The organism is Mesobacillus sp. QJM3NY_10, assembly GCF_056173465.1.
Map to the genome: position 1 here is coordinate 4302570 of NZ_CM149675.1, position 15685 is coordinate 4318254.

Consider the following 15685-nt stretch of genomic DNA (forward strand, 5'->3'; position numbering starts at 1 on the left):
GCCTGTCAGACAAGGTTTATCATTACTAATATTATTTATTATCCATTTACCAACGGAATTTTATTATTCCCTGCCGTCAACTAGCGGGCGACCAATAGAGGAGTAATAGTAACCTAATTCCTTCATTGTTTCAGGTTCAAACATATTCCGCCCGTCAATGATGATTGGCTGGTTAATTGTTTCTTTTAGCTGGACCAAATCCATCTCTTTGAATTCCGGCCAATCCGTTAAAATGACTACCGCATCAGCATGATTAACTGCTTTTTGCAGGTCTTCCACCGCATTCAAACCTGGAATTACCTTTTGAGCATTTTCAGAAGCTACAGGATCAAATGCGAAAACGTCTGCTCCCTTTTCCTGCAGCAGTGGAATCAAATCAATGGATGGAGCATCTCTCATGTCATCTGTATTTGGTTTAAAGGCCAATCCGAGGACAGCAATTTTACGGCCAGAGAGATCATTGTTAAATACAGTCTCTAGCTTATCGATGATCTTGAATCTCTGGTTCTGGTTGACTTCCTCGACATTTCGTACAATCTTGAAATCATAGCCTGCTTTGCCAGCAATCTGAACAAGAGCACTTGTATCTTTAGGGAAGCAAGAACCGCCATAACCGATTCCGGCTTGCAAGAATGCTTTACCGATCCGATTATCAAATCCCATACCTTCCGCTACCTTGGTGACATCAGCACCAACTAGTTCACAAACATTCGCTACTTCATTTATGAAGCTGATTTTAGTAGCCAAAAATGCGTTAGAAGCATACTTGATCATTTCTGCAGTCTCAACGTCTGTTAAGACAATATTGGTATTAAATGGCTTATGAAGCTCCGTTAGTACCTCGCCTGCCTTCTCGCTTTCAACACCGATGACCGCTCTTTCCATGTTCATCGTATCATGGATCGCAGAACCTTCACGCAAGAATTCAGGATTCGAAGCAATATCGAAATTTGTGTGGCCCGAAACAGCAGCGATAATTTCTTTAACTCGCTTCCCGGTTCCAACTGGGACCGTACTCTTGGTAACAATTACTTTATAGCTATCCAGATGCTCACCGATAGACTTTGCAACAGCTTCTACATATTGCAAGTCTGCCTCGCCATTCTCTTTTGGCGGAGTACCGACAGCAATAAATACAACATCAGCATCTTTCAATCCTTCCGCCAAATCTGTCGAAAAGGAAAGTCGGTTTTCATTTATATTCTTTAAGACAAGATCTGATAGACCTGGTTCATAAATGGGAATAATCCCTTGTTTTAGCTTATCAATTTTAGCATGATCTAAATCGATACATGTAACTTTGTTACCAATATCACTAAAACAAACTCCCGATACCAATCCCACATAGCCTGTACCTACAACACATACATTCATGATGTTTCTCCTTTATTGTTACTTAATAATTTCTTTTAACCAATTCTTTAAAGGATCCTTCAAATCGTCCCTCATCAGGGCGAATTCTACTGTAGCTTGTACAAATCCATATTTATCGCCGATATCATATCTTCTGCCGCTAAATAAGTACCCATACATATCTTGCTTTTCTGTTAACGCTTGAAGCGCATCAGTAAGCTGTATTTCATTTCCTCTGCCTGGTTCTGTATTTTCTAAGATATCCAATATTTCTGGTGTTAACACATATCGGCCCATAATCGCCAAGTTAGACGGAGCTTCTTCCTTTGCAGGCTTTTCAACCAGGTTCCTGATTTTATATAAATCACCATCAGTTTCATTGGAGATAGGGTCAATAACACCATACTTAGAAATGTCATTCTCCTCGACCTCTTGTACACCAATGATGGAAGCATTTTTCTCTTCAAATTGATCGATAAGCTGTTTGAGGCATGGTGTCTCAGACACCACAATGTCATCACCCAACATAACAGCAAACGGGTCATTGCCGATGAACTTCCTTGCACACCAAATAGCATGCCCTAGTCCCATTGGTTCTTTTTGGCGGATATAATGGATATCTGCCAAGTTCGAGATTTGTTTAATCTTCTCGAGCTCTTCATACTTGCCTTTGGCTGCAAGTGATTCTTCAAGTTCCATTGCTTTATCAAAATGATCTTCTATCGCTCTTTTTCCTCGACCTGTTACAATCAGAATATCTTCGATTCCAGAAGAAACGGCTTCTTCAATAATATATTGAATAGTAGGTGTGTCAACGATAGGAAGCATCTCTTTAGGCTGAGCTTTTGTGGCAGGTAAGAATCTTGTTCCCAGGCCAGCCGCAGGGATGATTGCTTTTTTAACTTTTACCATTTTTACACTCCTCAATTAACTTTTTTAACATGTGTATTATATCATAAGCACATAAAAAAAAGCTTTTGGTATAACTATACACTAGAATACCATAAATGTTATTCCTTAAAAGCTGGTGACCTAAACATTTAACACAATTGAAAAAAATGAAAGAGACGAGGGAATACCCCGTCTCTCTCATCTTGTTATTTGGTAATCACTGAACCCGGATAATAATGGCCTAGTATTTCCTGGTATGGTTTTCCTAGTTCCGCCATTTTCTTGGCTCCATACTGGCTCATGCCGACTCCATGACCGAATCCTTTACCGTTTATAGCAAACTGTGTTGATGTTTCATTAACATTGTCAATATGGTAGCTCTTAAATAAAGTACCACCCATCATCGCCCTAAGGACTCCAATGCCTACATTGTCTTTTTTCAAGACATGGACCTTGATATCCCCAATTAGAGCATTTTTAATTTCTTGTCTTGCTGTTTCAGAAATAGCCGCTTCACTGCCTAAATAAACAACACTCGGTCTAATACCCAGGCTCTTGATCCACTTCTCCGCATCATATGACAACGAATCCTTTTCGGTCAAGATGACTGGTGCATTGGATTTTGATGCTAATACAGCACCAGGAAGAGCATCGATGAAGGTCTGACCTTGTGCAAAATAAAGGGTATTTGTATCAAATGAAAGTTTTTTGGCAATTTCAATACTTGTATGGTAGCGTGATGGTCCTTCTATTCGGCTGACATCACCAATTCCCGATGACTTCAATTGATTTACAATCCCTGTTGAAACCGCGCTCTCACCGCCAATAATGGTGACTTTGTTTACTTGATGCTTTTTCAATGTATCTAACGTGCTTTGGAGGAGCTTGTCCTGTGCAGTAAGGATAATAGGAATTTGCTTGCTTGCTGCATAGGATGCAATAGACAAAGCATCCGGTGAATTTTGGTCACCACTTGTAATGAATACTTCTGAGAATGTTCCAATTTGATCTGCGATTTTCAAAGCAGTATGGTATCGAGAAGCTCCATTAATTCGCTGCACGTTGTAACCCATTGTCTTTAGCTGATCTTCTGAAGAACGATCGATTGCTGATTCTCCACCAAGCAGGTAAACCGTACTTGGCTGCAGCTCCTTAATTCGTTCTAGAACTACAGATGGGATTTCATCAGATTTTGTCAAAAGTAAAGGAGAATTTAGCTTTTTGGCAAGCACCGTTCCTGTAATGGCATCCACATGGATGTCACCTCTTCCCAGAACCACTGCAGAAGCAGTACTTGGCCATCCCTTTTCAGAAATATCAACACTAGTATGATACCTTGAAGGCCCTCCAAGTGTTGTAGAATAATTATCAGGAAGGTTGCCTGCAAGATCTCTTACATAATCTCCATTAGAATCTTTCACAATATACTCTACATGTAAAGTTCCCGTTGTTCTTTTTCCAGTTGTACTGCCGCTGTCGGATAAAGTATATCCATTCCCGACACCCACCTTTGGAATGCCAACAACTTTAATTTCCGAATTGCGGTGATAGTTATTGCGAATATAGCTTTTAATATAATTTAAACTTTGCAATTCTTTATCTTTGGCTTTTTCTGTTACCTGTCCCCACCACAATTGAGGCTGACTCAAATCCAGGCTCGATAAACTGATTTGCTCTTTATTCAATGTAATGTTCCATTCAATTTTAGGATCATATGGGTCCGGCTTGGCTGGGAGATAAGCTAACTTTGGAGAACCCCAATAATTTGAATTGGATTCTGTATGTCCTCCATTGCTTGATGAATAAACAGCTGAAATCAATCCGCCATTATGAGTGAGAACTTGTCCCTTAGTGTCTTCAACTGCTTGATTTGTCTTAGCATATAAAGAGCTGTTCCACATATAGCCAGAATATGCTTGATACGAAACCGTATCATCAATTACTTTAGAAATTCTTGCCTTTATATAAGTTCTTGCTGCGATAGTCTGTGCCTTTAATGCTTCCAGCGACCATGATGCAGGCATTTCAGCTGGTACAACACCTTTTAAATAATCCTCCATCGGAAGTTCGTTTACAGGACGAACATAACTCCCATCCTTAGTAAACCTCATAGTACCAAGATAGTTTTTTCCATTTATATTGGCATAATTGGTTTGCCCATACTCTTTTGGAGTAATCGTCAATGGCAGGTCCGAGCTTTTCAATAACTTGGAACCATGATAGATTGCTATCTTTCCATTTTCATTTTTTACATAATATTGATTGCCAGAGGTTAGAGATGTTCCATCAAGCAAGTATTCCCCAGTTATTTTTAATGGAATACTAGTTTTGTTCCCTAAATAGTTTACTAGTTTAACTTTCACAATTGGTTCTGAATTGGCTAAAGCGCTTTTACCCGAAAACGTACTTGCAAGCAAAAAGACAGCTATAAGCAAAATCAATTGCTTGTATATTTGTTTCATTTAGATATTCCCCCGTAAATGTTTTTCACATGACCAGATCAACAGTCGACTTATAGCCACCTTCTCCAGTAACCTCAACTTCTTCCCTTACCATTCCATGTTCAGGTGCGTAATAACGTGTTTTAATCGTTTCTGACCCAACTACTTCTTCCGTCACTAGCTTAATGGCATAGACATCTTGAAGAACTTGATTCCCAATCTTGACCGTAGTTTCTCTTGCTATCAATTCCCAGTCACTATCGCTACCCAGCAATACCTCTGGGCCCACTTCCGACTGAAATGTGTCAAGGATACTAGCATTATGATCATCCAGACTAGTATTCTGGTAGACTAAAGCGACCTGATCCTTGGTCCAGAGATAAACCTCTGTAGTAACAGATGAGCCGAGAGTAACTTTCATTTGCAGGTACTGGTCATTTTGATCAACCACTTCTTCTGTAAAAAGCACGGCACCTTTTTCCACAAACTCCCTTACTTCTCCAGTACTAGGCCTATACTTCACATAACCACTATCTTCGGATATATCATCACCGTTTTCTTCTTTATTACTATCGGCATTTTGGCCTTCATCTTTAGACGCTTCATCATTTTGTTCAGACAATCCTTGATCATGTTCTTCTGTTTTTTCATCATCTTGTTTAGGCTTGCTTTCTTCATTCGAACAAGCGAAAAGTAATGAGAGTATTAAAAAGAAAGGAATTAGTAATCTCTTAAACATAAACTTCCTCCATAAAATGAAAGACTCGGCAGAACCGAGTCTTATTTAACTTTATTAGTCACTTCCGTAACGGCATCCTTACTTAAAGTTCCACCGATGATCAATACTTCTTTAATAGATTGGTTTTCACCATGCTCAAGCAAGAAAGATTCGAGATTAACCTTTACTGATCCATTGATAAGTATCAGTGGAGCTGGATTGTTTACAGCAAGAGGTGCAGCTGCAAGAGCATCTGGAAAATTCTCACCTGTCGTTAGTAAAACAGTTTGAGACTCAAGCTTGTCGCCAAATGCCCACAATACTTTAGCTAATGTATCGTATCGATTAGAACCAGCAAGACGGACTAAATTGCTAGTCTTCTCTTTAATCTTAGCTTCAACTGCAGAACTAACAACTTTGTCTCCTCCAACAATTCTTACTGGTTTTCCTGCCATTACATTAAGTGACACATCTGACACCTTATCCAAATCAGTCAGAACAATGCCCCAATTTTGTGATGCTGCAATCGGCGCAACTGCTAATGCATCTGCATATTGCTTGCCTGATGCAACAAAATAGCCATTTACATTGCCAAGTTTGGACAGGATCTTCCTGTTGGTATCATAACGGTTGCTTCCATTGATTCTATCAACCTGAATACCAAGGCTTTTAATTTGATTTTCAACAACAGTATCTATCGCGGCTGGACCACCAATGATGACAACCTTGGAGGCTTTTAATCGTTTTAACTCTGTCTTTACACTTTCAACAAGAACATCAGCTTCTGACAGTATGATTGGTGCTTTTCCATACAAACCGGATAGCGGACCAGCAGATAATGCATCTGCAGGATCAGCACCTGTTGTAAGAAGGACAGTCTTTTCTGCCTTATCCGCAGCAAATCCATTAGGGTACATTTTCTTGGAAATTTCAATTGATGTTTGAATTCTTCCAGATCCGGCTATATATGTAGGAGATGCAGATCGCTCTACTTTAACAGCATCAGATTTTGACCAGATAACCTCTCCAGTGTCATTGCGGACAATATAGCTATTTTCCAGTTTGCTTGCTTTTTCGACTGCTTGGGAGTAGTCAAACAACACTTCCTTTACAGTTTCACTTTGTTTGACAGCATACTTTTTCGTTAGGTAGTTGGACCAAACAGTCCATCTGTTGTACTTATCATAAATTCTTGTTTCTCCATTATTGCTGGCAAATTTAATTGCTTCATCAATAGAGTAGAATTCTTTTAGATAGCCATTTTCTTTGTGAACGACGATAAATTTACCATTTTCAAAAACAAACTTTTGTTGAGTTTTGTCAAAAACTTTCGCCAACTTTGTTTGCTTTGATACATAGGTTTTAGCTTCTTCTAATGTTGTAAAAGTTGCAAGTCGCTTATTATTTTCATCGAACACTTCAAAGACCTTATAATAGTTTTCTACACCCTCAGCTACAGCTTTTGCTGCCGCCCACTGATAGCTGCTAGTCTTAATCCGGCCTTCTTCTTCTCTATTCGTCATAAACCCAAGTTCAAGTAATACAGCCGGCATCTTCGCATTTCTGATGACATAAAAGCTTTGATTGTTACGAACTCCTCTATCAAGGGTCCCTAGACTAGGTATTAGTTTAGAATGTATTTTCTCAGCTAGGCGTTTGTTGTCTGCCAGGTATTTAATCTGAAGTGGGTCATGTGGGTATTCAGACTGGTAATGATTCACTCCATCATAATAATATGTTTCGATTCCTTTTACGTAAGGATCTCGTGGGTGTGCATTATGATGAATGGAAATAAAAACAGTGTTATCATTATTATTCGTTGCAAAGCCATTGGCTACCTGAGTTCTTTTATCCAGGTCTCCGCCTTCCCCACTTAAATATGTCGAAAAGTGTCTGTCATCGGAGCGCGTCATTTTCACTGTGATTCCACGGCTCTCCAATAAAGACTTCAACTTCAATGCCACGTTAAGATTATTAGTTTCTTCACAGATCCCTGTACTACTTCCAGTAAGTCCACAAGTACCTGAAAATCTCCCTCCGTGTCCCGGGTCAATTACCACTACCTTCTCCGCACCAGCGAAAGACGGTGCTGCAAATAGAAAAATACCTATTAACGCAGCCATAAATCCATACAGTTTGATCCTCATTGTTGCCCTCCCTAGAATATTGTCAAATTTTCTGTATCTGTGTAGTATTATAGCAATCTATTTAGCTATAAAAAATAAAAAATTGGAAAATAGTCCAAATTAGGTGTTGGTACTTTTATCCAATAGGTAAAATTGGATGCAAATTATTTGACATAGTTGATTCCATTTTTCCACAAAAAAAGGTTAAAGCTAGATTAGCTTTAACCTTTAAACTATTAAAACACTCTTTTTGCACCGAGGTATCTAGGTTTGAAGTAAACATTGTCCAAACTTGTGATCGTTACACCGTAGGATGAACTCGCATGAATGAAAGAATTATTCCCGATATAAATCCCAGCATGCGAAGGTCCAGGCTGATAGGTTTCGAAAAAGACAATATCTCCCACTTCCGGTTTGTCCACTTTTATACCGTTATTCCAAATATCGGCAGTAGTCCGAGGAAGATTGATACCATGTGCGTCATAAACATAATTCAGATATCCACTGCAATCAAACCCCTGAGTCGTTGTTCCACCCCAGACATATTTGATGCCTTGTAGGGATTTTGCTGTTTCTATTATTTCATCAACATTTAAATTCAATTTACTAAGTGCGGCATCAGATACCACACCTGCTCCTCCAATTACCGTAAGCCTTTGAACATTTTTCTTTTGTATCAGGTCATACGCTGAAGAAGATAAATTAGATGAACGCGTCAGAATCATTGGCCGATTATATTTAGCGGCCAACACAGATCCTGTCAAAGCATCAGCAAAGCTTTCGCCTGTTGCCATGAATGATTTCTCTAAAGTCGGTTCAAATAAAGATTCAACAATTTTCGCAGCAGTATCATATCGGTCTGCGCCGGAAATTCTTTCAGGGTTCGGCAAATCTCCAAGGACTTTGTCCTGCACTACCGCACTTCCGCCAATAACCAGCGTATCCTTAAAGTTTCCTATTACTTCTTTTGTTTCTTCTGGCAAATTATCTTTATTCGTTAACAAAATCGGGATTTGATTATTTGCTGCATAGGAAGCAATCGCAAGGCTATCAGGAAAAGAATATCCATTTGCTATTACAGCCTTTCCATTGCCTACTTCCTTAGCTATTTGAGCAGCTGTTTCGAAGCGATTTTTCCCCGCATAACGAATGACTGAAAGTCCAAGAGCATCAAGTTCTGCCTCAACCTTGGAAGAAATGACCTGGGATCCACCAAGTAAAATTGCCTTCTTAGCGTTTAATCGCCCAATTTCTTTTTTTACACTGACAGGCAAGTAATCTTTATCCGTCAGCAACATCGGAGCGTTTAACTTATGTGCAAGCGGAACTCCTGCAAGAGCATCCGGAAAGTTATTTCCTACAGCAAAAATGACTGTCTCTGCTCCTTCAGGCCAGCCTTTCTGTGATATATGTATAGAAGTTTCATATCTGTTTTGTCCATAAATCCTATCTATTTCGACAGCATGTCCACGGTCAGTATCCAAAAACACAAATCCTAGTGTAACAAGAAAGGTCAAAAACCCTAATTGTAAGCCCTTACGCATAAATTTTAAAGTCATTAGTGGGACTCCCTTCGATGTTTCTTTCGTCCATTCTATCATTTATACCCTTCCTACAATTTTACAAAAATATTACATTTACGACATTAAACCTCTTTTTATTTGTTAATTATTAGCAAAATATTATAAATCATTTCATTAAATGTTAAATAGTAGTATACTTGCCAAGGAAATTCAGTCGAAAGGTGAAACATAAGCTATGAAAAAATTTTCGCTAATTCTGTTACTTTTGCCATTAGTATTCGCTACATATTCAGATAATGATAGATTTGCTTTAGCCGAGGAATTCCTAATTCCCGACCCAAATTTAAGATTGACTCTTGCTGAAATAAATGGACGCAACGCTGATATTACAGCCGATTGGATTGGTAAGCTGACAGACCTCGATGCCAGCTGGATGGGGGTTTCCAATATCGCCGGGCTTGAAAATCTGTTAACGGCCACTGAACTATATCTCTCAGATAATTTCATAACGGACCTTGCCCCTATTAGCAATCTCAATCAGATAGAAATTCTAGATCTATCCCGTAATTCCATACAGGATTTAAGATCACTGGGCAACTTGAAGAATATCCAAGATTTAAGACTTAACCAAAATCAAATTAATGATATTTCACCTCTTCAAAGCATGAGGTTTAATTGTCAATCGTGCAATCTTAACTTGAGCAACAACAAAATACAAAGCATTCTTTCCCTTTCAAATGTGGAAATTACAGAAATAAACAACAGCTTTTCTGTGGATATTAGCAATAATCTAGTAAACTCCCTAAAGGGTCTCGAATCTATTAGTAAATTGTCGACACTCGAGGCCGAAAATAACACAATCGGAAGTCTTGCACCTTTATCAGGACTAACGAACTTAAGAAAGTTGAACATTAACAATAATAAGGTTTCAAGCCTTTCATCACTTGCACAGTTAAACCAGTTAACCGATATAGAAGCGAGCAATAATTTAATTTCATCTTTGAATGGATTAAATTTGAACCCAGAGGATGTTCATTATTTAAATTTGATGAACAATAGAATTATCGATATTAACGCACTATCTAATGTAACCGGAGGATACATAGACTTAAGCAATAATAAGATTACAGATATAAGAGCATTAAGGAACATACAGCACGGATCAGTAAATCTGAAGGGAAATCCACTGTTCCCTGATGCCCTCGATACTATTAATCTTCTGGAATCTCGAGGAGTTGAAGTTCAGTACGATGAGATTTCATACCTTACTTTTGACGAAAATAGAATAGCAGGAAATAGCAGATATCATACAGCAGTCGAAATATCCCGTTCAGGATGGTCCCAGGCTAATACGGTGTTTATCGCTAAAGGCGATTCATTTCCGGATGCATTAGCAGGAGTACCACTTGCATACAAGATGGGGTCGCCTATTCTTTTAACCGAGAAAGAAAAGTTAACTCCAATTACAAAAGAAGAGATTGTGAGGCTGGGGGCAAAAAAAGTAGTAATCCTTGGAGGATCTGGGGCAATCTCTCCTCAGGTAGAGCAATCGCTCAAAGAAGTGGTTGAAAGTGTTGAACGTATAGCCGGTAACAGCCGTTTTGAAACGGCATATAAAATCTCTGAAAAAATTACAGGCAATCCCGAAAAAGCGATCATAGCATTTGCACATAACTTTCCAGATGCGCTATCAATCGCATCCTATGCCGCTCAAAAAGGCTACCCTATTCTGCTGACAGAAAAGGAAAGTCTGCCCTTCTATACTAAAAAAGGATTAGAGGGGAAGACAGAGACTTTGGTGATTGGCGGAGAATCCGTTATCGGGAAGGATGTGTTTTCGGAGCTCAACAGGTACAGTCCTGTCAGAATTGGCGGGAATAACCGTTTCGATACCGCAGCAAAAATCGTCTCCACGCTAAAGTTAAATACGGAAAATGTATATGTTGCAAACGGATTTGGGTTTGCTGATGCTTTAACAGGATCAGTGCTCGCGGCCAAGCAAGGTTCGCCTCTGCTGTTAGTAGGACCGGATAAAGTTCCGTCCGAAACCGGGAGGGCTTTTGAAAACTATCCAATCAACAACTTCACAGTGTTCGGCGGAAGTGCAGTAGTGAATGATTCTGTTATTTATAATCTAAATGAGTATTTAAAATAATGAGGTAGTTAAAATGTTAATAAAAAACAAGCTAATGATTGTTAGTATGTTGCTGCTCTGTTTTTTACCAAACCAAGCAGCACTCTCTGAAGAAATAAATGAGAGTAAAACTGTTATTTTCTATGTCTCTCACCAGGATGATGAGCTTCTGACAATGGGGAGCTCCATCGTTCACTATGTACAGAGAGGGTATGATGTCCACCTTGTTCTCTTAACAGACGGGGCGTCATCAAAAGCTATTAACACTGTTAATAACCGGTTGAATGAAGAAGCATATTCACCATTAACGGTAAAAGATTTTTCCAGGGCTCGTTTCCGTGAATTTGTAGAGTCCGCTAAAGCCCTGGGCATTAAACGAAGAAATATGCATTTTGAATATATGCTTGATGGAGCCACCAATGCAGAAGATATTGAAAAAGTCATTCGCCGCTTTAAGGCCGAATTCCCATCCGCTGAACATACAGCCTTTAGCTATCATGACGACCACATTGACCACCGGAATTCTGGTCTTGCGCTACTTAACTTGTATAACCTCGGTATGCTGAGCGAGACAAAGTTCTATATACAAAATGTTGAACGTCATTTGTGGCCAGGTGAATATGAGGATTATCACTCTAGTTACGATACTTTTATCGAACGAGCTATATTGGCATATTCTTTATGGGATCCCGAATATAAAAGGTATGCTATCGGCAATACATCAGTAAGCTATGATTTCAAAAAACTGCTAGAAGATCCAAGAGGTAAATACCACTATCCCAACCAGTAAAATATTAAATCACCCGGTCAATTAACAGATCTTTTATGTTGATTGGCCGGGTGTTTTTATGGGAATTTATGATATAGCAAGACAGGGATTTTTATAAAGAATTGTAGTTAGGTTAATTTCTCTTTACAAATTACTTAAAAACGAATCATAAACAATAAGTATGTTATAATACTTTTTGTTTCAAATTAAGATATCTAGGTATTTAATTAAAATAAAAAACAGGGTGATTTTTAATGATAAGTGTAATTGTTCCCACTTTAGGGACACGCCAAATGGAACTCATACGCCTTTTCGATAGTCTGGAAAATCAATCAAATAGTGATTTCGAGGTTATTCTTGTGTCTCAGGACAACGAAGAGAAAATAAAGAATCTCCTTTCTAACTATAACTTTTCACATAAGCATATTCACATTAATAAAAAGGGCTTATCACATGCACGAAACGTTGGCTTGAACTATATTTCCGGCGATATCGTCACTTTTTCAGATGATGATTGTTGGTATTTGAATGACAGTTTTGAAAAAGTGCATTCTTATTTTAAAAGAACCACTGCAGGAGTTACTTGTTTTCAAATGTTTGATCCTGATAAAAATGAATATCTAAAGAATTACCCTGCTGAAGTCCAGCCAACAGTTTCCAAAAGAGGACTGTGGTCCAAGTCATCAATTGAAATTTTCATTGACTTAAAAAAAGTGAAGAAAGAACATCTACGTTTTGATGAGGAGTTTGGTCTAGGCGCGAAGTATCCGTCAGGAGAGGAAAACATTCTCTTGTTTGATTTATATTCTTTAGGGTATCAAATTGCTTATGAACCAGAGTTGATTGTATACCACGAGAAGAAAGATATCGTTACAAGATTGAATACAAAAACGGTTCTGGGTAAGGGACCTATGTTTAAACGGATGTACAATACACCGGTATCCCTGGCACTAATTACATTGTTCTTCTTCAAAAAGTACAACTTAATCCAAGGGGAAAATAAGGCCAAGCTTTTAATATCCTCATTAAATGAAACGATTCGTTATAATAAAAGTTAATTTTATCTGCGCTTTAATAAGATTACAAAACCGAAACAGTATGAACTGTAACAAATAAAAATTAATTTAATAGGGAGAATAACATGCAGACTAATGAGTTAACAAAAAAACACAAATTGATTTTCCTTGTTTTGATTGCTTTACTGATGTTTAAACCGGCACCAGGCATATTATTCGGTTCTTTCTCAGTTAAGATCATTCCAATCGTTATCTTACTAATCAGCTTCTTCGTTTTGCTCATCATGACAAAAGACTGGTTCTTGAAAAATCCAAAAAACCTCTATTATTTAGATGAAAAACCAGATTATGTAACAATCTTTCTATCACTAGGAGCCCTTTCACTCATTATTTCCACTGTGTATGGAATTATAGCATTACCGAAGGCGGGGCTGGGTGACTTTATTGAACTATATCGATATACCTTTTATATTTCATTTTATTTAATCGCAAGAGAAGTCAGAGTTCCATCAATTAAACAACTTATCTTTCCGATTTTCCTTTTTATCTTAGCGATTGAGATATTCGGTATACTGCAATTCTTTAATATCTTTAATATTAATAATCATATCGGTTTATTATATACACAAAGTGAAAGCTTATATAAGATGATTGACCATCAGCATAGGGTGACAAGTACATTCCAGAATCCGAATATGTATGGATCTTTCCTGATCATTGTTGTCGCATTAGTTCTATCATATATGACAATTTACAAAACGAATCCGATTATTGGATATGGCTTTATTACTTTAAGCTTGCTAAGTGTATTCTTCACTACTTCTAGAACAGCTGTCATTATTACAGCCGGTGTTATTATCTACTGGCTACTGTTGAGACTCGTTTTAAGAAAAGGTACTTTTATCAAGTCCCTATCTCAAGGTCTAATCGTACTTGGCATTTTTGCAATGCTTGCACTCGTAGTCATCCCTAAAGTTCCATACCTTGACTATGCTGCAGATCAAATCATGTCCGGACTTTCCGCAAATGCTCCAAGTGAAGGTGGAGAAGATTCAGAAGGCGAAGATGGTGACAACGCTAATTCCGAAGACGATGAGCGACTTAAGAGAAGTGTTGAATCGGTGAGTTCTTTTAAAAACAGATATTACTATTGGAATTTAAACCTTGAGAAGTTCAAGGAGTCCCCTTTCATTGGCTCAGGTCCAATGAAAGAAGGATTTGTCCGTTTTGCAGATAATTCATATCTTTATACTCTAGCGAGATATGGTATTTTAGGCCTTTTAGTTTTAGCCGGCTTGTACCTATACATTTATGCAAGGACTTTTTACTCCATCATTAAAGGGAATAAGTCAAAACAATTTCTTGGGTTGGCTATAAACCTTACAATCGTCGGTTATGCAGTAATGGGCATGGTTGCTGAGGTTTGGTACAATCTACAATCAATCACCATTTTGTTTATCATTATCGGGCTAATGTTCAATAAATTTATTAGCGATGAGGAAGAAAGTATATGAAAATAATCTATCTTTCCTGGTTTTCATCAGGAGAAGGTTCACAAGTACACGCAAGTGAATTTATAGAAGCAATGGAACAGCTGGGACATGAAGTCATCCCTGTTGAATTGTCATTGCGCAAGCAAAATCAAGCCTCCAATATCCAGCGGACAAAGGAGCTTCAACAAAAGAGCAATAAGCTCAAACTAATCTTAAGGGAAGCAAGGTCAGTTGCAATGAATATCCCCAGGGTATTGCGACTGATCAAGCTTATTAAGGAACACAAACCCGATTGTGTTATTAACCGGTATTCCCCTTATGATCTATCAGCCATTATAGCTGGCAAACTAATGAATGTTCCTGTGATTTATGAAGTGAATGCTTCTGTTGTATTTGAAAGAGATCTTGAGAAGCGTTTCTATATTAAAGGTTTGTTGAATTGGTTTGAAAAGAAAGTGTTCAAAAGTTCTGATGCTGTGACTGTCGTATCTAATGAACTGAAAAGATACTTTGCGGAAAATAGTTATGATGTATCGAAAACTATTGTTGTCCCAAATGGTGTTGATATTGATAAATTCAGTCTGGATGCTCCTGCTCCTGATTTTCTAGTCCCGCTAAAGCAAAAATGGGACAAAGACGTGGTCATTGGCTTCCTAGGAAGTTTGAAATCATGGCACGGAGTTGAAAGAGGAATCGATATCCTTCCAGATTTGCTGAAGGTAATGCCGAATCTCCGCTTCTTGATAATAGGAGACGGCAATGAACGAGAGCGACTAGAGAAAAAGATAAATGAGCTATCACTTTCTGAATATGTTGAAATAACGGGATTTCTTGACCATAAAGAGATTCCAGGTGCTCTTAACCTTATGGATATTGCAATTGCACCATATAAGGATATTGAGTTCTTTCACTTCTCTCCACTTAAAATCTTTGAATATATGGCAATGGGTAAGCCGGTAGTAGCTCCTGCCCTCGGTCAATGCAAGAAGTTAATTGAAACAGGCTACAACGGAATACTCCTAGAAGAGAACACGAACGAGCACCTATCTGAAGCAATTAAAAAGATTGCTGATAATGATGAGCTTCGTGCCCAGATGGCCTTCAACGCAAGGGATTTTATTGAAAAGCACTACACCTGGAAGGCAAATGCCAAAAAGTATGAAACAGCTATCCTTGAAATAAAAAGTGAAAAAAGGAAATAGAAGAAACCCTTGCGAAATG

At 38.3% G+C, this 15685-nt stretch carries 11 protein-coding genes; 5 read left to right on the plus strand and 6 right to left on the minus strand.

What is annotated here, in order from left to right; genetic code table 11:
* Positions 1 to 63 precede the first annotated feature (63 nt).
* The 6 genes from AC0VX7_RS21710 to AC0VX7_RS21735 form a co-directional block, all read right to left on the minus strand.
* Entirely contained in the window at positions 64 to 1377 is a 1314-nt protein-coding gene (locus AC0VX7_RS21710) for a UDP-glucose dehydrogenase family protein (RefSeq protein WP_475428219.1), read from the minus strand.
* A 15-nt stretch (positions 1378 to 1392) separates the two neighbouring features.
* Positions 1393 to 2265 (minus strand): UTP--glucose-1-phosphate uridylyltransferase GalU, encoded by an 873-nt coding sequence (galU, locus tag AC0VX7_RS21715; RefSeq protein ID WP_475425868.1) that lies wholly within the window; start codon positions 2263 to 2265, stop codon positions 1393 to 1395.
* A 185-nt stretch (positions 2266 to 2450) separates the two neighbouring features.
* Positions 2451 to 4706 (minus strand): SpoIID/LytB domain-containing protein, encoded by a 2256-nt coding sequence (locus AC0VX7_RS21720; protein ID WP_475425869.1) that lies wholly within the window; start codon positions 4704 to 4706, stop codon positions 2451 to 2453.
* 25 nt (positions 4707 to 4731) lie between these two features.
* Positions 4732 to 5424 carry a hypothetical protein gene (locus AC0VX7_RS21725; RefSeq protein WP_475425870.1) on the minus strand — a complete coding sequence of 231 codons (693 nt, stop codon included), beginning with the start codon at positions 5422 to 5424 and terminating at the stop codon, positions 4732 to 4734.
* Positions 5425 to 5465: 41 nt separating this feature from the next.
* Positions 5466 to 7550 carry an N-acetylmuramoyl-L-alanine amidase gene (locus AC0VX7_RS21730; protein ID WP_475425871.1) on the minus strand — a complete coding sequence of 695 codons (2085 nt, stop codon included), beginning with the start codon at positions 7548 to 7550 and terminating at the stop codon, positions 5466 to 5468.
* A 215-nt stretch (positions 7551 to 7765) separates the two neighbouring features.
* Entirely contained in the window at positions 7766 to 9088 is a 1323-nt protein-coding gene (locus AC0VX7_RS21735) for a cell wall-binding repeat-containing protein (RefSeq protein ID WP_475425872.1), read from the minus strand.
* A 199-nt stretch (positions 9089 to 9287) separates the two neighbouring features.
* Between AC0VX7_RS21735 and AC0VX7_RS21740 the strand changes: the two genes are divergently transcribed.
* The 5 genes from AC0VX7_RS21740 to AC0VX7_RS21760 all read left to right on the plus strand — a co-directional run bounded on the left by AC0VX7_RS21740 (position 9288) and on the right by AC0VX7_RS21760 (position 15666).
* A complete protein-coding gene (locus tag AC0VX7_RS21740; protein ID WP_475425873.1) occupies positions 9288 to 11207 on the plus strand; it encodes a cell wall-binding repeat-containing protein in 1920 nt (639 codons plus the stop codon).
* Between the two features lie 13 nt (positions 11208 to 11220).
* The gene (locus AC0VX7_RS21745; RefSeq protein WP_475425874.1) at positions 11221 to 11976 is read left to right on the plus strand and encodes a PIG-L family deacetylase; all 756 of its coding nucleotides are present in this window, start codon (positions 11221 to 11223) and stop codon (positions 11974 to 11976) included.
* 233 nt (positions 11977 to 12209) lie between these two features.
* On the plus strand, positions 12210 to 13013 hold the full coding sequence (locus AC0VX7_RS21750; protein ID WP_475425875.1) for a glycosyltransferase family 2 protein: 804 nt from the start codon (positions 12210 to 12212) through the stop codon (positions 13011 to 13013).
* A gap of 83 nt (positions 13014 to 13096) precedes the next feature.
* Positions 13097 to 14485 (plus strand): O-antigen ligase family protein, encoded by a 1389-nt coding sequence (locus tag AC0VX7_RS21755; RefSeq protein WP_475425876.1) that lies wholly within the window; start codon positions 13097 to 13099, stop codon positions 14483 to 14485.
* Positions 14482 to 15666 (plus strand): glycosyltransferase family 4 protein, encoded by a 1185-nt coding sequence (locus AC0VX7_RS21760; RefSeq protein WP_475425877.1) that lies wholly within the window; start codon positions 14482 to 14484, stop codon positions 15664 to 15666. The genes AC0VX7_RS21755 and AC0VX7_RS21760 overlap by 4 nt, the downstream gene beginning before the upstream one ends.
* Positions 15667 to 15685: the final 19 nt, after the last annotated feature.